The organism is Microbacterium sp. HMH0099, from assembly GCF_049384025.1.
GTDB lineage: Bacteria > Actinomycetota > Actinomycetes > Actinomycetales > Microbacteriaceae > Microbacterium.
In genome coordinates this window covers 118756-140535 of the sequence record NZ_JBMRJR010000003.1, presented here as the reverse complement: position 1 = coordinate 140535, position 21780 = coordinate 118756, and the positions used below count along the sequence as shown (strand labels likewise).

Annotated in this window: 18 protein-coding genes; 11 read left to right on the top strand and 7 right to left on the bottom strand. The window is 71.2% G+C overall.

Annotation, left to right across the window (positions count from 1 at the left end; genetic code table 11):
- Window positions 1-62 precede the first annotated feature (62 nt).
- Complete coding sequence (locus tag ACO03V_RS07865) at window positions 63-494, bottom strand: hotdog fold thioesterase (RefSeq protein ID WP_367726782.1); 432 nt, start codon at window positions 492-494, stop codon at window positions 63-65.
- 59 nt (window positions 495-553) lie between these two features.
- Between ACO03V_RS07865 and polA the strand changes: the two genes are divergently transcribed.
- The 7 genes from polA (at window position 554) to ACO03V_RS07830 (ending at window position 10600) form a co-directional block, all read left to right on the top strand.
- Window positions 554-3190, top strand: a complete 2637-nt coding sequence (gene polA / locus ACO03V_RS07860; protein ID WP_423137209.1) for a DNA polymerase I — start codon at window positions 554-556, stop codon at window positions 3188-3190.
- Between the two features lie 227 nt (window positions 3191-3417).
- Window positions 3418-5094 carry a DUF885 domain-containing protein gene (locus tag ACO03V_RS07855; RefSeq protein ID WP_423137208.1) on the top strand — a complete coding sequence of 559 codons (1677 nt, stop codon included), beginning with the start codon at window positions 3418-3420 and terminating at the stop codon, window positions 5092-5094.
- A 98-nt stretch (window positions 5095-5192) separates the two neighbouring features.
- Window positions 5193-6263: an LLM class flavin-dependent oxidoreductase gene (locus ACO03V_RS07850; RefSeq protein WP_367726779.1), complete on the top strand. Its 1071-nt coding sequence runs from the start codon at window positions 5193-5195 to the stop codon at window positions 6261-6263.
- Entirely contained in the window at window positions 6260-7594 is a 1335-nt protein-coding gene (locus ACO03V_RS07845) for an MFS transporter (protein ID WP_367726778.1), read from the top strand. The genes ACO03V_RS07850 and ACO03V_RS07845 overlap by 4 nt, the downstream gene beginning before the upstream one ends.
- A gap of 128 nt (window positions 7595-7722) precedes the next feature.
- Window positions 7723-8487 carry an SGNH/GDSL hydrolase family protein gene (locus ACO03V_RS07840; RefSeq protein WP_423137207.1) on the top strand — a complete coding sequence of 255 codons (765 nt, stop codon included), beginning with the start codon at window positions 7723-7725 and terminating at the stop codon, window positions 8485-8487.
- Window positions 8488-8976: 489 nt separating this feature from the next.
- On the top strand, window positions 8977-9894 hold the full coding sequence (locus ACO03V_RS07835) for an AEC family transporter (RefSeq protein WP_367726775.1): 918 nt from the start codon (window positions 8977-8979) through the stop codon (window positions 9892-9894).
- Window positions 9895-10045: 151 nt separating this feature from the next.
- The gene (locus ACO03V_RS07830; protein ID WP_367726774.1) at window positions 10046-10600 is read left to right on the top strand and encodes an HdeD family acid-resistance protein; all 555 of its coding nucleotides are present in this window, start codon (window positions 10046-10048) and stop codon (window positions 10598-10600) included.
- Window positions 10601-10717: 117 nt separating this feature from the next.
- Here ACO03V_RS07830 and ACO03V_RS07825 read toward each other — a convergent pair whose 3' ends face one another.
- Window positions 10718-12697: a prolyl oligopeptidase family serine peptidase gene (locus ACO03V_RS07825; protein ID WP_423137206.1), complete on the bottom strand. Its 1980-nt coding sequence runs from the start codon at window positions 12695-12697 to the stop codon at window positions 10718-10720.
- Window positions 12698-12699: 2 nt separating this feature from the next.
- The gene (locus ACO03V_RS07820) at window positions 12700-13464 is read right to left on the bottom strand and encodes an SDR family oxidoreductase (protein ID WP_423137205.1); all 765 of its coding nucleotides are present in this window, start codon (window positions 13462-13464) and stop codon (window positions 12700-12702) included.
- Window positions 13465-13606: 142 nt separating this feature from the next.
- Between ACO03V_RS07820 and ACO03V_RS07815 the strand changes: the two genes are divergently transcribed.
- From ACO03V_RS07815 to ACO03V_RS07800, 4 genes are all read left to right on the top strand, one after another.
- Complete coding sequence (locus ACO03V_RS07815; RefSeq protein ID WP_367726771.1) at window positions 13607-14083, top strand: NfeD family protein; 477 nt, start codon at window positions 13607-13609, stop codon at window positions 14081-14083.
- Window positions 14080-15075 (top strand): SPFH domain-containing protein, encoded by a 996-nt coding sequence (locus tag ACO03V_RS07810; protein WP_367726770.1) that lies wholly within the window; start codon window positions 14080-14082, stop codon window positions 15073-15075. Before ACO03V_RS07815 ends, ACO03V_RS07810 begins: the two co-directional genes overlap by 4 nt.
- Window positions 15072-15860: a glycerophosphodiester phosphodiesterase family protein gene (locus ACO03V_RS07805; RefSeq protein WP_423137204.1), complete on the top strand. Its 789-nt coding sequence runs from the start codon at window positions 15072-15074 to the stop codon at window positions 15858-15860. The genes ACO03V_RS07810 and ACO03V_RS07805 overlap by 4 nt, the downstream gene beginning before the upstream one ends.
- A gap of 109 nt (window positions 15861-15969) precedes the next feature.
- The gene (locus ACO03V_RS07800) at window positions 15970-16341 is read left to right on the top strand and encodes an RNA polymerase-binding protein RbpA (protein ID WP_367726768.1); all 372 of its coding nucleotides are present in this window, start codon (window positions 15970-15972) and stop codon (window positions 16339-16341) included.
- 15 nt (window positions 16342-16356) lie between these two features.
- Here the strand turns inward: ACO03V_RS07800 and lnt are convergent, their stop codons facing one another.
- The 4 genes from lnt to tatA all read right to left on the bottom strand — a co-directional run bounded on the left by lnt (window position 16357) and on the right by tatA (window position 21538).
- On the bottom strand, window positions 16357-17982 hold the full coding sequence (lnt, locus tag ACO03V_RS07795; protein WP_423137203.1) for an apolipoprotein N-acyltransferase: 1626 nt from the start codon (window positions 17980-17982) through the stop codon (window positions 16357-16359).
- Window positions 17979-20462 carry a DEAD/DEAH box helicase gene (locus ACO03V_RS07790; RefSeq protein ID WP_423137202.1) on the bottom strand — a complete coding sequence of 828 codons (2484 nt, stop codon included), beginning with the start codon at window positions 20460-20462 and terminating at the stop codon, window positions 17979-17981. The genes lnt and ACO03V_RS07790 overlap by 4 nt, the downstream gene beginning before the upstream one ends.
- Window positions 20459-21217, bottom strand: a complete 759-nt coding sequence (gene tatC / locus ACO03V_RS07785) for a twin-arginine translocase subunit TatC (protein WP_367726765.1) — start codon at window positions 21215-21217, stop codon at window positions 20459-20461. The genes ACO03V_RS07790 and tatC overlap by 4 nt, the downstream gene beginning before the upstream one ends.
- Window positions 21218-21280: 63 nt before the next feature.
- On the bottom strand, window positions 21281-21538 hold the full coding sequence (gene tatA / locus ACO03V_RS07780) for a Sec-independent protein translocase subunit TatA (RefSeq protein ID WP_367726764.1): 258 nt from the start codon (window positions 21536-21538) through the stop codon (window positions 21281-21283).
- Between the last annotated feature and the right edge of the window lie 242 nt (window positions 21539-21780).

Below are 21780 nucleotides of genomic sequence, written 5' to 3'. Positions count from 1 at the left end.
CCCCCCCAGAGACACGGAATGGATGCCACCTCGGTGGCATCCATTCGCCTTTCCCGGCGATGTCAGGCGCTGGGGGCGTCCTTGATCATGTTCGTGATGCGGATCGTCGAGCAGCGACGTCCCTGCTCGTCGGACACGGCGATCTCGTGCACGGTGAGCGACCGGCCGAGGTGGACCGGGGTGCAGACCCCCGTGACGATCCCCGAGGTGGCGGACCGCGTGTGCGTGGCGTTGATGTCGATGCCGACGGCCAGTCGTCCGGGGCCGGCCCAGAGGTTGGCCGACATCGAGCCGAGGGACTCGCCGAGCACCACGTAGGCGCCGCCGTGCAGCAGTCCGACGGGCTGCGTGTTGCCCTCGACGGGCATCGTGGCGACGCTGCGCTCGACCGAGAACTCGACCCATTCGATGCCCATCTTCTCGGCGAGGGCGCCCATTCCGCGCAGCTTCGCCCAGTCGAGGCCGGAGGGGGAGTCGGGGGTCGTGGTCGTCATCATCGCCTTCGAGGTGCCGGGGCCAGGGGAGTGTCCGAGGTTCTCGTTACGCTGGACGAGTGACGGATGCCGAAAAGCCTACTCTCCTCGTCGTCGACGGCCACTCGCTGGCCTACCGGGCGTTCTACGCGCTGCCGGTCGACAACTTCTCGACGAAGGACGGCCAGCACACCAACGGCATCTACGGCTTCCTGTCGATGTTCGTCAACCTCGTCAAGGCCGAGAAGCCCACCCACCTCGCGGTGGCGTTCGACACGTCGCGGCAGTCGTTCCGCACGCGGGAGTACAGCGAGTACAAGGCGAACCGCAGCGAGTCGCCGTCCGAGTTCAAGGGGCAGATCCCGCTGCTGCAGGACTGTCTGCGCGCCATGGGCGTGCCGGTGCTCACCAAGGAGGACTTCGAGGCCGACGACATCCTCGCGACGCTCGCCACGCAGGGGGCGGCCGAGGGCTTCTCGGTGCTCGTGTGCTCGGGCGACCGCGACACGATCCAGCTCGTCACCGAGGACGTGACGCTGCTCTACCCGAACGTGCAGGGCGTGTCGCAGCTGAAGCGGTACGACACCGCCGCCGTGATCGAGAAGTACGGACTGCCGCCGGTCAACTACCCGGACATCGCCGCGCTCGTCGGCGAGACCAGCGACAACCTGCCGGGCGTGCCCAAGGTCGGCGAGAAGACCGCGGTCAAGTGGCTGAACCAGTGGGGGTCGCTCGACGCGCTGCTCGAGAACGCCGACAAGGTCACCGGCGTGGTCGGCAACAACCTGCGGGAGCATCTCGACGCCGTCCGCCGCAACCGGTCGCTGAACCGCCTCCTGACCGACGTCGAGCTGCCGGTGACGCCGTCCGACCTCGCGCTGCAGCCGATGGACGCGCAGGCCGTGCGCGACATCTTCGCCCGCCTGGAGTTCCGCACGCTCCTGCCGCGGGTGTTCGACGCGATCGGAGCGGACCCCGCCGACGCGGAGGAGCCGCTGCCGGTGGCGCAGGCGCCGACGGCCGAGCACCTGGATGCCGCGGGTCTGGCCGCGTGGCTCGCCTCCGCCGAGGGCCCGGTCGGGGTGACCGTGACGGTCGCCGGCGGCGCTCCGACGGGCATCGGCGTGGCCGTCGCCGACCGCGCCGCCGAGACGTCATGGTCCGACGACGCGCGCGACGCGCTGGCCCCGTGGCTCTCCTCGGAGGCCCCGAAGGTGTTCGCCGACGCCAAGCCGCAGATCAAGGCGCTGGGGCGCCAGGGCGTGCACGTGGCGGGCGTCGCGTTCGACGTCATCCTCGCGGGCTGGCTGGTGCGTCCGAGCTTCCCCGACAAGACCCTCGCCGACCTCGTCGACCGGTATCTGGGCGAGAAGCTGCCCGAGGCCGACCCCACCCAGCTCGTTCCCGAGAACGACGGGGCCACGCCGGGCCAGCTGTCGTGGTTCGTGCGGCGGGTCGCCGAGGCTCAGCGCGACGAGCTCCCCGACCGCGTCGGCGGCGTGCTCGACGAGATCGAGCTGCCCACCCTCTCCGCCCTGGCCGACATGGAGCTCGCGGGCGTCGCGGTGTCGCACGAGAAGCTGTCGTCCTTCTCGGCGGAGCTCGCCGCGCGCGCCGACGGGCTGGCCGAGCAGGCGTACGCGGCGATCGGGCACGAGGTCAACCTCGGGTCGCCGAAGCAGCTGCAGGAGGTGCTGTTCGACGAGCTGCAACTGCCCAAGACCCGCAAGACCAAGAGCGGGTACACGACGGATGCCGCCGCCCTCGCCGACCTGCAGGAGTCCGCCCCGCACCCCTTCCTCGACCTCCTGCTCAAGCACCGCGAAGCGACGAAGCTCAAGCAGATCATCGACGCCCTCGACACCGCGACGGGTCCGGACGGGCGCATCCACACGACGTACGTGCAGACCGGCAGCCAGACGGGCCGGCTGTCCAGCACCGACCCGAACCTGCAGAACATCCCGATCCGCACGTCCGAGAGCCGTCGCATCCGCGCCGCCTTCGAAGTCGGCGACGGCTACGAGACGCTGCTGACGGCGGACTACTCGCAGATCGAGATGCGCATCATGGCGCACCTCTCCGGCGACCCCGGGCTGATCGAGGCGTTCAACTCCGGCGAGGACCTGCACCGCTTCGTCGGCGCGCGCGTCTTCGGCGTCGAGCCCGAAGACGTCACCCCGGCCATGCGCACGAAGGTCAAGGCGATGTCGTACGGCCTCGTTTACGGCCTGTCGGCGTTCGGCCTCTCCAAGCAGCTGCGCATCGAGCAGTCCGAGGCCAAGAAGCTCATGCTCGAGTACTTCGCGCGCTTCGGCGCCGTGCGCGACTACCTCCGCGGCTCCGTGGAGCAGGCTCGCCAGGACGGCTACACCGAGACGATCTTCGGCCGCCGCCGTCCGTTCCCCGACCTCACCAGCATGAACCGCGTGCTGCGCGAGAACGCCGAGCGTGCGGCGCTGAACGCCCCCATCCAGGGCAGCGCCGCCGACATCATGAAGATCGCGCTGTACCGCATCCGCGACGAGCTCGTGGCGGCGGGCCTGCGCTCTCGCGTTCTCCTGCAGATCCACGACGAGCTCGTCGTGGAGATCGCATCGGGGGAGTGGGATGCCGTGGAGCAGATCGTCCGCGCCCGGATGGCCGACGCCGCCGACCTCAGCGTGCCGCTGGACGTGCAGATCGGCCGCGGCGGGGACTGGGACGAGGCGGGGCACTGAGGCCGGCTCCGCACACCTCCGGCCCCGGGCCCTTCGTGTGGTCGAGCGGCCGCGGATGAGCGGGCACGGCTGCCGGGCTCGGCCCTCGGAGTGGTAGAGCGCGCGCGGGTGAGCGGGCGCGGCCCCCGGCCCTCGGCGTGGCCAGCGCGCGCGGGTGAGCGGGCACGGCTGCCGCAAGCCTCCGTCCCCGGCTGGCCTGGGTCGCGCGGCTTCCCTAGGCTCGGTGCATGACTGATGCACAACGCACTCCCACGCCGATCGACACGATCGCGGACGCGTGGGTGGACACCCTGGCCGAGCGTCGTCCCACGCTCGCGACCTACATCGGGCGCTTCGAGTACAACGACCGCTTCGGCGACTACAGCCCCGACGGATCCGAGGAGCTCGCCGACCAGGCCCGCGCGACGAAGGCCGCCCTGCAGAACGCGGACGCCGTCGACGCCGTCGACGAGGTCACCAAGATGGACCTGGGGCGCGAGCTGGACCTGCACGTCGAGCTGCACGAGGCGCAGACGCACTTGCGCGACCTGAACGTCATCGCCTCCCCGGCGCAGGACATCCGCGCCGTGTTCGACCTCATGCCGACCGCGACGGTCGACGACTGGTCGACCATCTCCACCCGCCTCAAGGCCCTTCCCGGCGCGATCGACGGCTACATCGCCACCCTGCGCGAAGGCATCGCGCGCGGCGTCGTGCCCGCCGAGCGCCAGGTGCGCGAGGTCGTCACGCAGATCGCGCGGTACACGTCCGACACCGGCTTCTTCGCCTCCTTCGTGGGCGAGGCCGCCCCCGACGAGGGACAGCTCCCGGCCTCGCTGGCCCGCGACCTCGACGCCCACGCCGGCGCCGCCCGCGTCGCCTACAACGACCTCGCCGCCTTCCTGTCGAACGAGCTGAAGCCCGCGGCCGGCCAGACGGACGGCGTCGGCCGCGACCTGTACGGGCTGTTCTCCCGCGGATTCCTCGGCGCCGAGATCGACCTCGACGAGACGTACGAGTGGGGCGTGCAGGAGCTGGCCCGCATGGTGGCCGAGCAGGAGTCGATCGCGAACGAGATCCTGCCGGGCGCCAGCGTCGAGGAGGCCGTCGCCTTCCTCGAGAAGGACGAGTCCCGCAAGCTGCACGGCACGGCGGCGCTGCAGGAATGGATGCAACGGACGAGCGACCGCGCCGTCGAGGAGCTCGGTCGCAGCCACTTCGACATCCCGGAGCCCATCCGCCGTCTCGAGTGCATGATCGCCCCGACCAACGAGGGCGGCATCTACTACAGCGGCCCGACCGACGACTTCTCCCGTCCCGGTCGCATGTGGTGGTCGGTGCCGGAGGGCGTCGATAGCTTCGACACCTGGCGCGAGCTGACGACCGTCTACCACGAGGGCGTCCCGGGCCATCACCTCCAGATCGCGCAGGCGGTCTACAACCGGGCCGAGCTGAACTCGTGGCGACGTCTGCTGGCCGGTACGAGCGGCCACGCGGAGGGCTGGGCGCTGTACGCCGAGCGTCTCATGGAGCAGCTCGGCTACCTCGACGACCCCGCCGACCGTCTCGGCATGCTCGACGGTCAGCGCATGCGCGCGGCCCGTGTCGTGCTCGACATCGGCGTCCACCTCGGCAAGCCGCGCCTGGACGGCGAGGGCACGTGGGACCACGACTACGCGCTCGCGTTCATGCTGCGCAACGTCAACATGTCCGAGCAGTTCGTCCGCTTCGAGGTGAACCGGTATCTCGGCTGGCCGGGGCAGGCGCCCGCCTACAAGGTCGGTCAGCGGATCTGGGAGCAGGTGCGCGACGAGTACCAGGAGCGAGCGGGGGAGCGCTTCTCGATGAAGGAGTTCCACAAGCGCGCGCTCGACATCGGCGGCGTCGGCCTCGACACGCTGCGCGCCGCGCTGGCATCCGCGTGATTTTCCCGAGGGGCGTCGCCGGGGCGGCGCCTCTCGGCGATACGGGGGAATAGTCCGCCGTCGCGTAAAGTTCATTCATCCGAATGCAAGGAGACCCCATGGACGTTCGTTCCCTCGAGCTCGGCCTCGACACCTTCGGAGACATCTCACGAGCCCCCGACGGGTCGCTGCTGTCCGACGCGCAGACCATCCGCAACGTCGTCGATCAGGCGGTCCTGGCGGACGAGGTCGGCCTCTCGTTCTTCGGCGTGGGGGAGCACCACCGCAAGGACTTCGCCGTCACGAGCCCCGAGATCGTCCTGGCCGCGGCCGCCGCGCGCACGAAGGACATCCACCTCGGCACCGCGGTGACGGTGCTCTCGAGCGACGACCCCGTGCGCGTGTACGAGCGTTTCGCGACGCTGGATGCCATCTCGAACGGCCGCGCCGAGGTCATCCTCGGTCGTGGGTCGTTCATCGAGTCCTTCCCCCTCTTCGGCTACGACCTCGCCGACTACGAGCAGCTGTTCGAAGAGAAGCTCGAACTGTTCTCCCACCTGCTGACCGAGAAGCCCGTCACCTGGTCGGGCCGCACACGACCCGCGCTCCAGGACGCCGACGTCTACCCGAAGACCGAGACGGGCCTGACCGCGTGGGTGGGTGTCGGCGGCTCCCCGGAGTCGGTCGTGCGCACCGCGCGCTACGGCTACGGCATGGTCCTCGCGATCATCGGCGGCTCGGCTGCCCGCTTCCGCCCCTACGCGGATCTCTACCGCCGTTCGCTCGCGGAGCTGGGCAAGCCGCAGATGCCGATCTCGGTGCATTCGCCCGGCCACGTCGCCGAGACCGACCAGCAGGCCTGGGACGAGGCGTTCGAGGGCGTCGCCGAGCTCAACAACACGATCGGCCGGGAACGCGGCTGGCCGGAGTACAACCGCATGCGCTTCCAGCACGACGTGGGCCCCGAGGGGTCGATGTACGTCGGGTCGCCCGAGACCGTCGCGCGCAAGATCGCCGCGACCGTGCGGGCGCTGGGCAACTCGCGGTTCCAGATGAAGATCGCGAGCGGGTCGATCTCGCACGAGCGGCTCCTGTCGAGCATCGAGCTGTACGGCACGAAGGTGCGTCCCCTCGTCGAGGAGATGCTCGCCGAGACCCCCGCGTCGGTCGACGCCCACGGCATCCGGTGACCACGACCACCGACACCGTCCGGGTGTCCGAACGCCTCGACGCCCTGCCGTTCACGCGCCGGCACGCCCGGCTCCTGGGCGGGTCGGGTCTCGGATGGGCCCTGGATGCCATGGACGTGGGCCTCATCTCGTTCATCATCGCGGCCCTGAGCGTGCAGTGGCAGCTCGCGCCGGGGCAGGCGTCCTGGATCGCGTCGGCGGGCTTCGCGGGGATGGCGATCGGGGCGAGCCTCGGCGGGCTCCTCGCGGACCGCTTCGGCCGTCGGCACGTCTTCGCGCTCACGCTGCTCGTGTACGGCGTGGCGACGGGCGCGAGCGCGCTGGTCGGGGGCCTGGCCGCCCTGCTGGTGCTGCGGTTCATCGTCGGCCTCGGGCTCGGTGCCGAGCTGCCGGTCGCCTCGACCTACGTCAGCGAGTTCGCCCCCGCGCGCATCCGCGGGCGTCTCATCGTCTTCCTCGAAGCGTTCTGGGCGGTCGGCTGGACGGCGGCGGCGCTCATCGGCTTCCTCGTCGTGCCGTCGTCGCCGGACGGCTGGCGCTGGGCGTTCGCGATCGGCGCGGTGCCCGCCGCGTATGCGCTGTTCGTGCGGTGGGGGCTGCCCGAGTCGCCGCGCTGGCTCGCCTCGCGCGGCCGCGAGGAGGAGGCGTCCGTCATCGTCCGCGACTTCGAGGCCGCGGCCGGACGCGTCTCGCTGTCGCCCGCCCCCGCGGTCGCGGGGGAGGAGGCGCCGTCGACGCGGTCGCGGGTGGGGGCCCTGTGGGCTCCGGCTCTCCGCGGGCGCACCGCGAGCCTGTGGGTGCTGTGGTTCTGCGTGAACTTCTCGTACTACGGCGCGTTCATCTGGATCCCGACGATCCTCGTCGCCCAGGGGTACGACCTCGTCCGCTCGTTCGGCTTCACCCTCATCATCACGCTGGCGCAGTTGCCCGGGTACGCGGTGGCCGCGTGGCTCATCGAGGCGTGGGGGCGTCGCGCGACGCTGGCGACGTTCCTCGCCGGGTCCGCCGTCGCGGCCGTGCTCTTCGGCACCGCCTCGGGCGAGGTCGCCGTGATCGCGGCGGGGATGGCGTTGTCGTTCTTCAACCTGGGCGCCTGGGGCGCGCTGTACGCGGCGACGCCTGAGGCCTATCCAACGGTGCTCCGCGCCACCGGGTCCGGCTGGGCCGCCGGGATCGGCCGGATCGCCTCTATCGCCGCGCCGCTCGCCGTGCCGCCGCTGCTGACCGCCGGGGGAGCGCCGCTGCTGTTCGTCGTCTTCGCGGCGTTCTTCGCCGTCGCGGTCGTCGCGGCGCTGTGCCTGCGGGAGCAGCGCGGTCGGGCGCTGTCCTAGGTCCGGCCCGCCCGCGTCGTCCGTCGTTCGGGTCCGCGATTGGCCCGCCCCAGGGACTGAGCGCGCCCCGAACCCGGACACGGCCGCCGGCGACCGGCCGCCGCGCCTCGCCCGCGTAGGCTCGAGCCATGGCATCCGTCCGCTATGTCGCGATCGGCGACTCGTTCACCGAAGGCGTCGGCGATGAACTGCCCGACGGAACCGTCCGAGGGTGGGCCGACCTGGCCGCGCAGGGATGGGCGGATGCCGCCGGCGAGCCGATCGCGTACGCGAACCTGGCGATCCGCGGCAAGCTCATTCAGCCGATCGTCGAGCAGCAGCTCGAGCCGGCGCTCGCGCTGAAGCCGACCCACCTGTCGTTCAACGGCGGCGGAAACGACATGCTGCGGCCGCGCACCGGCATCGAGCGGATCGTGGACCTTTTCGACCACGTCCTCCGCCGGTGCGACGAGGAGGGGGTGCGGCTCATCGTGCTCTCCGGCGCGAATCCGACGGCGGGGCTGCCGCTCGGCAAGATCATCGAGGCCCGTGGCGACCGCCTGTCGCGCGCGGTCGAGGAGCGTCTCGCCTCCCGGCCGGATGTCCTCACGGCCTACAACTGGTTCGACCGCGAGCTCGCCGGCGGCGACTTCTGGTCGGTCGACCGCCTGCACATGAACGCGCGCGGTCACCACCGCGTCGCGGCGCGCGTGATCGAATCGGTCGGACTGTCGGCGCCGGGGGAGTGGTGGCACCTGCGCGAGATCCCCGAGGCCGAGCGTCTGAAGGGGACGGCCTACTACCGCGAGCACGTCGCGCCCTGGGTGCGCCGTCGCCTCACCGGGACGTCGTCGGGCGACAACCGTCAGGCGAAGTTCGGCGGCGACTGGGTCGAGCTGACGCCGCGGGGCTGACGCGGGTGGGTCGGGTTGTGGCCCGCCGCGAGATCACACCTTCGGATCGAGATCACACGCTCCGAGGGGAGGGATGCCATCGCGCAAGCTGACATAATGTGCATTATCGGCGTTCCCACATCACCTCTCGAGCGGGGCGTCTCAACGACCTGGGCGTCTGCGCTACAGGCAGGAAAGGAACGAGCCGCTACCGCGGCGGAACCGAGGCGTAGAACGGGCCGCTACCCGCGCGGAATCGGATGCGGGAGCTGGACTCGGACGAAATGGCATCCATTGTCCGAATCCGGCGCCGTGATCCGATTCCGACACCACCGTGGCCGATTCCGGCACCACCGTGGCCGGCGCCCGGCACCACCGCGGCCGCATCCCGACGCGACCGTCCGATTCCGGCACACACCCGGCACCTCCCGGCACGGCGCCCCGGCCCGGGAACGCTAGGCTCGACACGATGATCCCCTTCCGCGCCCGCACCCTTCCGGGGCGGCGTGCATGACCGGGATCTTCACGGGCTTCGCGGTCGTCGGCCTCGCCGTCGTCGTCGGCTACATCATCGCCCGCATCGACCTGCTGGGCCCGCACGCCCGCCACGTCCTCAGCCGGCTGACGTTCTTCGTCCTCTCGCCGTTCCTGCTGTTCGTCGTCCTCGCACGGGCCGATGTCGCGACCCTCTTCTCGGCGCTGCTGCCCGTCTCGATGCTCGCCGCCGCCGCGATCCTGCTCGTGTACGCCCTCGTGTCGGCGCTCATCCTGCGCCGCCCGGTCGGCGAGACGGTGATCGGCGCGCTGTCGTCCGGACAGGTCAACAGCAACAACATCGGCATCCCGCTGTCGCTCTACATGCTCGGCAACGCGGCGTATTCCGCCCCGGTCATCCTGTTCCAGCTCCTCGTGCTCATGCCGATCGCCCTGTCGATCCTGGATGCCACGACCTCGGGCTCGCGTTCCCTGTTGCGCATCCTGCGGCAGACGGCCAAGAATCCGATGCTCATCGGATCCGCCCTCGGCGTGCTCGTCGCCGTGCTCGGCATCGACCTGCCGCCGATCGTCTTCGAGCCGTTGCAGCTCATCGCCAACGCCTGCGTCCCGGTCCTGCTCATGTCGTACGGGATGTCGCTCTACGGACAGCGGGTTCTCACGCAGCGCGGCCGACGGGTCGACGTCGTCATCGCGTCGACGTTGAAGCTGCTCGTCATGCCCGCGGTCGCGTGGCTCATCGCGATCGCGTTCGGCCTGCCGTCCGACCAGGTGCTCGTCGTCGTCGTGCTTGCCGCGCTGCCGACCGCGCAGAACGTCTTCAACTTCGCGCAGCGCTACGGCGTCGGCGAGATCCTCGCGCGCGACGTCGTCTTCCTGTCGACGGTGGGATGCCTCCCCGTCCTGTTCGGCGTGACCCTCCTCCTCGGCTGACGTCTCCCCCGCGTCCAGTCCGCCCCGCGTGCCCGGCGACGCCGAAGGCCTCGCTAGCGTCACCGGGACCGCGTGACCACTCCCCCTCCGCGGAGGCGTCGCGGTCGTAGGCTCGGAGCTTTCTCAGCCCTCTCTCAGGAAGTGACTCGCCATGTCCACAGCCTCTTCGTTCGGCAGTACCGCGGTCCGTGCGGTCCGCACCGGTCTGCTCGTCAGCGGCGTCATCTCGCTCGTCGTCGGCCTGCTGATCCTCATCTGGCCCGGCCGCGCCGCCGAGGTCGTCGTCGCGATCATCTCGATCTACGTGATCCTCGCGGGCGTGGTCAACATCGCGCTCGCGATCTTCTCGCGGGCCCGCGGGTGGGCGCGGATCGGCTATCTCGCACTCGGCGTGCTCTTCCTCGTCGCCGGCGTCATCGCGTTCTCCAACCTCGGCGCCGCCACCGCGTGGTTCGGCACGTTCGTCGGGGTGCTCGTCGGCATCCTGTGGATCATCGAGGGCGTCGTCTCCCTGACGACGGTGAGCGACACGTCCTCGCGCGCCTGGACGGTCTTCTTCGCCGTCGTCAGCATCATCGCCGGCGTCATCCTGCTGTTCGCCCCGCTCCTGGGAGTCGTGACGCTGTTCCTGCTGATCGGCTTCTCGCTGGTCGTCCTCGGCCTCTTCCAGATCGTCCGCGCGATCCGCTTCGGGCGCGCCGTCTGATCGCGTCGGGCGGTCGCACAGCGCACGAGGGCGGCGTTCCGCGGACGAGGACGGGGCCGGGATGCCACCGCCTCCCGGCCCCGTCCTGTCACCGCCTCACGACGCGGTGCGGCGTCGTCAGGGCTGCGCCGGCGGCAGGTACCGCGCCCACCAGTCGAGCACGGCGTCGAAACGCTCCACGCGGTGGCGAGGACGTCCGGCCCGGGTGAGCTCGTGGTCCTCCCCCGGGAAGATGAGCATCTCGGCGTCCACGCCGTTCTGCTTCAGAGCGCTGTAGTACCGCGTGGCCTGATCGAGCGGGCAGCGGAAGTCCAGCTCGGAGTGCAGGACGAGCGTCGGCGTCCGCACCTGGTCGACGACCGCCATCGGGCTCTGCGCGGCCACGGCGTCCGGGTCGGTGCCCACGTACTCGGTGCCGAAGAACGACCCGATGTCGCTGGACCCGGGGAAGCTGGCCGGATCGAGGAACCCGCGCTCGACGATGGCGCCGGCGAAGCGGTGGTCATGGGCGATCACCCAGGCCGTCATGTACCCGCCGTACGACCCGCCCATGACGCCGACGCGTTCGGCGTCGAGCCGCGGGTCGGCCGAGACGACTCCGTCGAAGAAGTCCATGACGTCGAAGTAGTCCAGCGTGCCCATGGCCTGCCGGATCGACCGCCCGTGCGCGCGTCCGTACCCGGCGCTGCCGCGCGGGTTGCTGTAGACGACGGCGTATCCCGCCTCGACGAGCACCTGCGTCTCGTCGAACAGGTGCACGCCGTACGAGGCGTACGGACCGCCGTGGATCTGCAGGATCACCGGGAACGGTCCCTCGCCCTCGGGCGTGGCGACCCAGCCGTGCACCGGATACCCGTCGCGGCCCGTGATCTCGTGCTCGACCGGTTCAACGATGCCGCGTTCGCGCGCCGCGGCGCCGAGGTCGGTCACGGCGCGCGGAGCGGCGTCGCCGTCGAGCACGAGCAGCTCGCCGAACGATGCGGGCGCGGCCACGGCCGCGACGACGCGGCCGGCGGCCACGGCGTGGCCGGTGACCTCGCGGTCCCCGCCGAGGACCTCGACGACTTCTCCCCCGCGGCTCACGCGGAGCAGACGCAGGCGTCCGCGGGTGCGGTCCTGCACGAGCACGTCGTCGCCGTCGAAGGACAGGTGGCTGCCCACCTCGCCGAGATCGACGGTCTCGGCGTCGGTCAGGCGGCGCGGGCCGTCGTCTTCGAGCACCCACAGTGCGACGCCCGGGGCGACGAAGTCGACGCCGGTGGGGCCCACGTCGTTCGCCAGCAGGAAGACCGTGCCGTCGGGGGCGACCTGCGCGGCCGAGACCGACAGGTTCGCCGCGGTGGCGACGATCTCGCGGGCGGAGCCGGTCTCGACGGTCAGGGCCACGACGCGGTCGCGGAGATCGCGGCGGTCGGACTCGATCGCATCCGGCACGCTGAGGATCTCGGTCCCGTCCGCGTTCCAGGCGACGCCGGACCAGCTCGTCGGACCGTGGGTGATGCGATGCGCCTCGGTCGGGACGACGCGCTTCTCGGGCTTCTCCAGGGCCGGGGCCGGGTCGTAGAACGGCTCCGTCTCGGTGGAGGGCGCGTCGACCACGAACACGTGCGACGGGCGGTCCAGGTAGCCGAGGCCGTTCGCGTGCCAGCGGATGCCGGTGATGCGACGGGCCGGCTCGGCCGCGGCATCCAGGCCGTCCACGGTCCCGTAACGGCCGGGCTCGATGACGCGCGCAGTGAAGGCCAGGCGCGTCCCGTCCGGCGACCACGCCACCTCGGTCACGCCACCGACCGTGTCGGTGACCTGGACGGGCTCGCCGCCGTCCGCGCGGACGACGAAGACCTGCGCGCGTCCCTTGGCGTCGCCGCGGAGGAACGCGATGGTCGCGCCGTCCGGGGACAGCCGCGGCGAGCGGTCGGCGACCCCGCGCGTGAGCCGGCGGGGCTGGCCGGCGGGCAGGTCCACGCGCCAGAGCTGGCCCACGGCGCGGTCGGCCGTGAGGTCCGGTCGTGACGTGGCGTAGACGGCGAACGAGCCGTCCGGGGCGATGTCGGGCCGGCCGACGGAGACGAGGGTCTCGATGTCGTCGGGGCGCATTCTCACTCGCCCCCGAACGACGCGGTGTCGCCGACGAGACGCGTATTGTCGGCGGGGACCGGGTCGACCGCGGCGCGCGCGACCTCGGCGGCGAACTCCGAGACGTTGTAGAGCTTGCCGGCGTCCTCGCGGCGGGCCGCGATCGCACCGGGGTTGGCGCGCTCGAGGAGGGTCGCCGTGATGGTGCCCTCGATCATGTCGCCGGAGACGACCGTGAAGCCGATGCCGCGCTCCTCCAGGGCGGGGATGCGCTCGCGCAGAGCGTCCTCGCCCGCCCGCTTCGACAGCGCCACGGGCTCGTACTCCGGCATCGTCGGGGTGGTGCGGATGAAGTGCGCCTGGTGGCTGGTCACGAAGACCACGCGGGCGTCGTCCCTCAGCAGGGGCAGTGCCGTCTCGAGGACGTTGACCTGCGCGTCGCGGTTCAGCAGCAGCGCGTAGTCCTCGGCCATGCCGGACTCCATGCCGCCCGAGGCGTTGAGCACGAGGACGTCGAGACCGCCGAAGGTGCGCTCGACCTCGTCGAACATCGCCTGCACGGACGCCGGGTCGGTCAGGTCGGCCCCGACGACGAGGGCCTCGACGCCGAGCTCGCGCAGCTGCGCGGCCAGCTTCTCGGCGCGCGGCGCCTTGTTGCGGAAGTTGATGACGACGTTCGCGCCGGCCTCGGCGAAGTAGCGGACGGTGTCGGCGCCGATGCCGCGGGAGGAGCCGGTGACGAGGGCGGTCTTGCCGCTCAAGGATCCGGACGGAAGGGTCTGGGACACGCAATTCTCCTGACGGTTCGATATCAGCTCCCAGCCTATCGACCGGGATGCCGGGTCCCGCGGCGACCCCCGCCGAGGAGGACGGTGCGAACCGGCCCCGGCGTGCCGTCCGAGTGCTACGTTCGGGCTCAGGAGGTTCGAGATGGACGTTCTCTCCACCATCGACACGTGGGCCTGGATCGGCTGGCTCGTGGTGATCCTGGTCTTCCTGGTCATCGAGATGCTCACGGGCGAGCTGACCTTCCTCATGCTCGCCGTCGGCGGGCTCCTCGGCCTCGTCGTCGGTCTGATCGGCGCTCCACTGTGGGCGCAGGTCATCGTCGCGGCGCTGGCGGCGTTCGCGCTGCTGACGTTCCTGCGGCCTCCCTTGCTGCGGCGTCTGCACCGGGGCGCCGACACCCGCCCCTCCAACGTCGAGGCGCTCCTGGGATTGGAGGGTCTCGTGCTGTCGCGGGTGTCGCCCTCCGTCACGGGGCAGGTCAAGCTCGCCAACGGCGACGTGTGGACCGCGCGCACCGACACCGACACGCGACTCGACCCCGCCACGCGCATCGAGGTCGTCCGCATCGACGGCGCCACCGCCGTCGTCCGCGCACGAAGCCGGGAGGCGACGTCATGAGCATCGAGAATCTGATCCCCGTCACCATCGGATGGGTCCTGGCGGCCGTGGTGGCGGTTTTCGTCGTCGTCGTGCTGTTCCGGGCCATCCGCATCATCCCGCAGGCGCGGGCGGGAGTGGTGGAGAGGCTCGGCAAGTATCACAAGACCCTCTCCCCCGGCCTCAACCTCGTCGTGCCGCTCGTGGACCGGGTGCGGCCCCTGCTCGACATGCGCGAACAGGTGGTGTCGTTCCCGCCGCAGCCGGTGATCACCGAGGACAACCTCGTCGTCTCGATCGACACGGTCGTGTACTTCCAGGTCACCGACGCCCGCGCCGCTACGTACGAGATCGCGAACTACCTCGGCGCCGTCGAGCAGCTGACGACGACGACCCTGCGCAACGTCGTGGGCGGGCTCAACCTCGAGCAGGCGCTCACGAGCCGTGACAACATCAACGGACAGCTCCGCGTGGTGCTCGACGAGGCCACCGGCAAGTGGGGCATCCGGGTCGGCCGCGTCGAGCTGAAGGCGATCGACCCGCCCCTGTCGATCCAGGACTCGATGGAGAAGCAGATGAGAGCCGAACGCGACCGCCGCGCCGCGATCCTCACCGCCGAGGGCTCGAAGCAGTCGCAGATCCTCGAAGCCGAGGGGCGCCGTCAAGCGGCGATCCTCGAGGCCGAGGGAGACAAGCAGGCCGCGGTGCTGCGCGCGCAGGGCGAGGCCGAGGCCATCCACTCCGTCTTCAGCGCCATCCACCAGGGCCGCCCCGACGACAAGCTGCTGGCGTACCAGTACCTGCAGACGCTGCCGAAGATCAGCGACAGCGCCTCGAGCAAGCTCTGGATCATCCCGAGCGAGCTCACCGAGGCGCTGAAGGGCATCTCCGGCGCGTTCGGCGCCGGCGTCTCGGCGGCCGGGACCACCGGGGCCGGGACCGCCGCGCCCGAGGGCCCCGATGCGCGGCGCACCCCCACCGCGCCGCCGGCGTCGGACGGCTCCGCGCCGTGACGGCGCGGCATCCCTTCCTCCCCGCCGAGGACCGTCCGCGCGTCCTGGCCCACCGGGGGCTCGTGACCCCGGATGCCGCCGCCTCCGGCATCGTGGAGAACTCCTTCGCCGCGGTGGCGGAGGCGCAGGCCGCCGGGGTGACCTACGTCGAATCGGACTGCCACCTGACGGCGGACGGCGTCGTCGTCCTCTTCCATGACGACGACCTGGCCCGCGTGACCGGGGACCCCCGCGCGATCGCCGACGTCCGCATCCGGGAGCTCGAGGAGATCATGTCCGACCGCGGCGGGCTCGTCACCCTTCCCCAGGCGCTCGACGCCTTCCCGGACGTGCGCTTCAACCTGGACGTGAAGGCGGAGGCGGCGGCGATCCCCGTCGGTCGGGCGGTCGCCCCGCACGCCGACCGCGTGCTCGTCACCAGCTTCTCGGACCGACGCCGCCGAGCGGCCCTCGCAGCGGCGCACGCGGCCGGGGCGGAGATCGCGCCGGCGACCTCGGCCGGCTCGGCGACGGTCGCGCGCCTGCTCGCCGCGCTCGCCCTGCGCGCCTCGCCGCTCGTCCGCCGCCTGCTCCGTGACGTCGACGCGCTGCAGCTGCCGGAGCGGCAGGGGCCGCTGCGCGTGGTGACGAAGGGGCTCGTCGCGGCCGCGCACGATGCCGGTGTCGAGGTCCACGTGTGGACCGTCAACGACCCCGCGGACATGTCCCGCCTGCTCGATCTGGGCGTCGACGGACTGGTCACGGACCGCGCCGATCTGGCGCTCGCGCTGGTGAATGGACGGTGAACGACGTGGGGCCTGAGCATCGACTGTGAATCCGGTCGTGGGCCGTCCCGTTCGAATAAAGCGCACAGGTGCAGTCGTTATACCTGTAGACCGACGAGAGGACCACAAAATGGCAGACCGCAGTCTCCGCGGCATCCGACTCGGCGCCCAGAGCCTCCAGAGCGAAGATGGCGTCGTGTTCCATGACCGCGCACAGCACACCTACTCGTGCAGCGCGTGCGGACGTGACACCGTCCTCACCTTCGCTGCTGACGCCGAGGTTCCCGAGGCCTGGGAGTGCCGCACGTGCGGCTCCGAGGCGCTCCTGCGCATCGGCGAGGGCACCGCGACGGTGGACCACAGCGACGACAAGGCTCCGCGCACGCACTGGGACATGCTGCTCGAGCGCCGCACGCTCCCCGAGCTCGAGGAGCTGCTCGAAGAGCGCCTGGCGTACGTCCGCGGACGCCGCGGTGCGGGCGACGAGAAGATCAGCGCCTGACGCTGACCCGCTTTCTCAGACGTCGGCCCCTTCGGGGGTCGGCGTCTTCTTCTTTCCGCCGGTGGCCCCGCCCCGCGCCCGCACGGCCTCGAGGATGCCGGCCAGCAGCAGCGCCGCCAGGCTCCCCCACCCGAGGACGATCTTGACGGCGGGCCCGATGACGACGGCCGGCGTGAGGCCGGTGCGCAGCGGCACGTCAGTGAGCATGTGCCCGGCGGTGTCGATCGGGAGCTCGTCGAGGGTCGAGCCGTCGGGCGCGATGACCTGGCTCGTGCCGACCGTCGAGAGGTTCACGACGGACCGGCCCGTCTCGATGGCGCGCATCCGCGCGAACGCGAGCTGCTGGAGGTTCTCGTCGGTGCCGCGGAAGTCGGCGTTGTTCGTCTGGAACATGTAGACCTCGGCGCCCTCCGCCGCGCCGTCCCAGACGACGTCGTCGTAGATCACGTCGAAGCAGATCGCCAGGCCCACCCCGATGCCGCCGAGGTCGATGAGGGGCCGCCCCGTCCCGGGGGTGTACTCCCGGCCGATGAGTCCGATGAGGTCGGGAGCGAACGGCTCCCAGAAAGCGCGGTCCGGCACGTATTCCCCGAACGGCACCGGATGCCGCTTGTCGTACGTGTCGCCCTGCTGGCCCTCGCCGGTCCACAGCAGCGATGAGTTGAACAGCTCGTCCCCCCGCTCGGTCACGGCCGAGACGAGCAGCGGCGCGTCGACGCGGCGGGACATCTCCTCGAGGGCGGCCGCGGTCGCGGGGGTCGAGGTCGGGTCGGAGTCGACGCCGCCCTCGGGCCACAGCAGCACGTCCATCCGCTGTCCGATGAGGGGCGCGGATGCCGCCAGCTGCGCGTTCAGAACGGCGTTCGGCGCGCGCCGGTCGAAGTACCCCGCCGGGCCGTTACCCTGCACGGCGCCCACCCGCAGGGAGCCGGCGTCCGTGGTGGGGAACTGCGGGGCGACGAGCAGCACGATGAGCACGATCGCGGCGGGCGCGGCCGGGACGGCCCGTGCGAGGCGGGAGCCCGAGGTCCGGCGGCGCACGAGCTCGACGACCATGGCGCAGAAGAGGACGACCAGGAACGTCACGCCGGACATGCCGACCCAGGATGCCGCCTCCGCGAACGGTCCGTTGACCTGCGAGACGCCGATGCGGCCCCAGGGGAAGCCGCCGTACGGCCACGACCCGACGATCTGCTCGCGGAGGGTCCACAGGCCGGCGACGAGCGCCGGAAGCAGGACGAGACGGCCGAGCGCCCCGGGCGCGAGGCGTGGCATCCATCGGTAGGCGAGGGCGAGCGGCGCGGCCAGGACGGCCGTGAGCAGCGCTTCGAGCACCGACAGCGCCAGCCAGGGCACCGGACCCAGGTAGCGGGCCGTGAACAGGAGGTTCACCGAGAAGAAGGCCGCGCCGAAGAGGAAGCCGACGAGCACGGCGGACCAGAACCGTCGCCCGATGAGGGTGAGCAGCGTGAGGACGACGGCGGGGAAGGCCATCGGCCACCACGCGAGTGCGGGGTAGGCGGTGACGAGCAGCAGGCCGGCGACGACCGACAGGGGCGCGGCGAACGCGAGGCGCAGCAGCGGACGCGAGCCGTCGGCGAGAGGGGCGCGGGCGGGGGTGCTCACCGTCCGGGTACTCATGCCGAGGTGTAGGCGACGATGCCGCGCCGGACGGAGTCGAGCGCAGAGCGCGCGGTGCGGGCGAGCTTCGGCTCCGCCACGAGCGAGATCTGGTCGAGCAGATCGATCGTCTGCTTCGACCAGCGCACGAAGTCCCCGGCGGCCATGTCGGCGAGCACGAGCACGCTGTCGAGGGGCAGGCCCTTCGCCCAGGCGTGCATGGCGGGAGCGAGTCCGGAGGCGGGCGACTCCGACCCCGGCAGACGGTGGTCGCGTTCGAGGTCGTCCAGTTCCTGCCACAGCGTCTGGGTGGCATCCAGGGCTCCCCGGAACGGTCCGCGCGGGAGTCCCCGCTCCCCCGGCCCGGCCTCGTCGCGGCGGGGCTCGTAGACCAGGCAGCACGCGAGCGCCGCTAGCGACGGGGCGTCGAGGCCGTCCCACAGGCCCTGCCGGAGGGACTCGGCGACGAGCAGGTCGCGCTCCCCGTAGATGCGGCGCATCGTCCGCCCGGCGGGGGTGAGGACCGTCGCGCCGTCGTCCTCGACCCGCACGTACTCCAGCGCCGCCAAGACCTCGACCACCCGGTCGAAGACGCGTGCGACCGTCCCCGTCCGCTGGTCGATCTGCTGCCGGAGCTTGTCGGTGGAGCGCTTGAGCTTCCAGTACCGCTCGGCCCAGCGGGCGTGCGCCTCCCGGTCGGGGCAGGAGTGACAGGGATGCCGCTGCATCCGGCGCCGCAGCGACTGGATCTGCTGCTGCCGCTCGTCGCGCAGACGGCGGGGGGCGGTCGCGTCGCGACGGTTGATCTTCTCGAGGTCGCTCAGCTCGCGACGGATCGTGGAGTACTCGCGGAAGTCGCCCCGGTCGCAGGTCATCGCCTGCTCGTAGCCGCCGAGCGACTCCTCGGCCTCCTTCACCTGGCGGGCGAGGCCCACCACCGACCGGTCGGCCTGGAACTGGGCGAACGAGGACTCGAGGATCTCGTGCGCCCGGTCGCGACCGAACTGGTCGATGAGGTTGACCGCCATGTTGTACGTGGGGCGGAAGCTGGAGTTGAGCGGGTAGGTGCGGCGGGAGGCGAGCGCGGCGACCGACTGGGGATCGAGCCCTTCCGTAAACTGCACGACCGCGTGGCCCTCGACGTCGATGCCGCGGCGTCCGGCCCGGCCGGTGAGCTGGGTGTACTCCCCCGACGTGATGGCGACGCGGGCCTCGCCGTTGAACTTCTCGAGCTTCTCGAGCACGACGGTGCGCGCGGGCATGTTGATGCCCAGGGCCAGCGTCTCGGTGGCGAAGACGACCTTGACGAGCTTGCGACGGAAGAGCTCCTCGACGACCTCCTTGAACGCGGGCAGGAGGCCGGCGTGGTGCGCCGCCACGCCGCGCTCGAGGTTGTCCCGCCACTCCCAGAAGTGCAGGACGGCCAGGTCCTCGTCCTTGAGGGTGAAGGTCAACTCGTCGACGATCTGCCGGATCTCCTCGCGCTCCTCGGCCGAGGTGAGCCGGACGTTCGCCCGCCGCAGCTGCTGCACGGCGGCGTCGCAGCCCGCACGGCTGAAGATGAAGAAGATCGCCGGCAGCAGGTGGTTCCGCGCGAGCAGCTCGACGACCTCGGGCCGGTCGATCCTCTCGATGCGCGGGCCCTGGGCGGCGCGCAGCGGCTTGTGCCCGCCGCGGCGCTGGTGCGCGTGGCGCGGGCCGCCCGCGTGCCGCTGCGAGCGGTACTCCTGGGCGCGGCGGTTGTTCTCGTAGCCGCCGGCGTTGCCCCCGCGGATGCGCAGCAGCTCCTGGTTGACCTGCGCCGTCGCGACCCCCGCGCGGTCGTCGAAGAGGGGAAGCAGGTCGCCGCGGACGAGCACGTGCTGCTCGAGCGGCACGGGACGCGTCTCCGAGACGATGACCTCGGTGTCGCCGCGGACGGTGTCCAGCCAGTCGCCGAACTCCTCCGCGTTCGACACGGTCGCCGACAGCGAGACGAGCCGGACCGACGGCGGCAGGTGGATGATGACCTCCTCCCACACGGCGCCGCGGAAGCGATCGGCGAGGTAGTGCACCTCGTCCATCACCACGAACCGCAGCCCGCGCAGGGCGGGAGAGTCGGCGTAGAGCATGTTCCGCAGCACCTCGGTCGTCATGACGACGATGCGCGCGGAGGAGTTGATGTTCGTGTCGCCCGTGAGGAGGCCGACCTCGTCCTCGCCGTAGACGTCCTGCAGCTCGTGGAACTTCTGGTTCGACAGCGCCTTGATGGGCGTCGTGTAGAACGCCTTGTCGCCCGGCTCGAGCATCGCGAGGTGGATGGCGAACTCGCCCACGATCGTCTTGCCGGCACCGGTGGGTGCGGCGACGAGGACGCTCCGCCCCTCCTCGAGGGCCTGGCAGCCAGCGATCTGGAAGTCGTCGAGCTCGAAGCGCTGCGCCTCGGCGAAGTCCGCGGTGAGCGGATGCGACGACCGGGCCGCAGCGCGGGCGAAGCGCTCGGCGGGGCTGAGTTCGGTCACGCGGTCGATCCTGGGCCCAGCAGGGCGGTTTCGCGCCTGGCCTTGCGGCGGTCGAACAGCATGGATAGACCCGCGGCCGCGAAGAACAGGACGACCAGGATGCCGGCGAGCATGAGCATGCTCACCACGTCGGCCGCCGGGGTGGCCAGGGCCGCGAAGACGGTCGCGATGAGGATGGCGACCCGCCATCCGCGGAGGATCGCGCGGCCGCTCATGACGCCGGCCACGTTGAGGGCGACGAGGAAGACGGGGAGCACGAACGAGACCCCCACGACGATGAGCAGCTTGAACACGAAGTCGTAGTAGTCGGTGGCGTTGTAGAAGTTCACGCCGCCGTCGGGCGTGAAGCTCCACATCAGCTCGATGACGTGCGGGACCACCAGCATCCCGACCCAGCAGCCGAGGAAGAAGAGGGGGACCGCGGATGCCACGAACGCGACGGTATAGCGGATCTCCTTGCGCGTCAGGCCGGGCATGATGAACGCCCAGATCTGCCACAGCCAGATGGGCGCGGACAGGAAGATGCCGATCGAGAAGGCGATGCGCATCCGCAGGTCGAACGCGGACGTGACCGCCGTGAAGTTGAGCGCCGAGAAGTCGTCGCCGCGCTGCGCCGCGATGACGCGGATCGGCTCGGTGATCCAGTGGATGATCGGGTCGGTGATGAAGAAGGCCACCACCATGCCGACGACGAGTGCCGCCGCCGCGATCATCAAGCGCTTGCGCAGCTCGACGAGGTGGGCTCCGAGCGACATGCGCTTATCACGCCGCGGACCCTCGGGCACATCGATCCGCGGCGCTCCCGCCGTGGCCACGCGTCAGGCGGAGGTGTCGTTCGACCTGCGCGGCTCCGGTGCCGCCGCGGTCGGCGCGATGCCGGGATCGGCGGGGCGAGCCTGGTCGGAGCGGGGCGCGTCGACCTCGTCGTCGCGCTTCATCTCCTTCATCTCGCTCTTGAAGACGCGCGCCGACTGGCCGACGCTCTTGGCGAGGGCGGGCAGCTTGGCGGCTCCGAAGAGCAGCAGGATGACCGCCAGAACGATCAGCAGGTGCCAGCCGGTCAATCCCTGAAGCATGAGGACTCCTTGTGTCGTGGGGTCGTGGCGTCCAGTCTACCGCCCGAGTCCAGGAGAAGGCCGTGAGGCGGGCCCTCCGTCGAATGCGGGGCCTTCTCCCAGGCGTCAGCTGCAAGCGGCCGATAAAGTCGGGGTGATCTGCGTTTCCCGACCCACGAGAAAGAGTCCCGTGAGCCATCATCGCGCCGCCCCCACCGATCAGGAGGGCCGATCTTCGAGCCCCCTCGTGTCGAGAGGGGGTG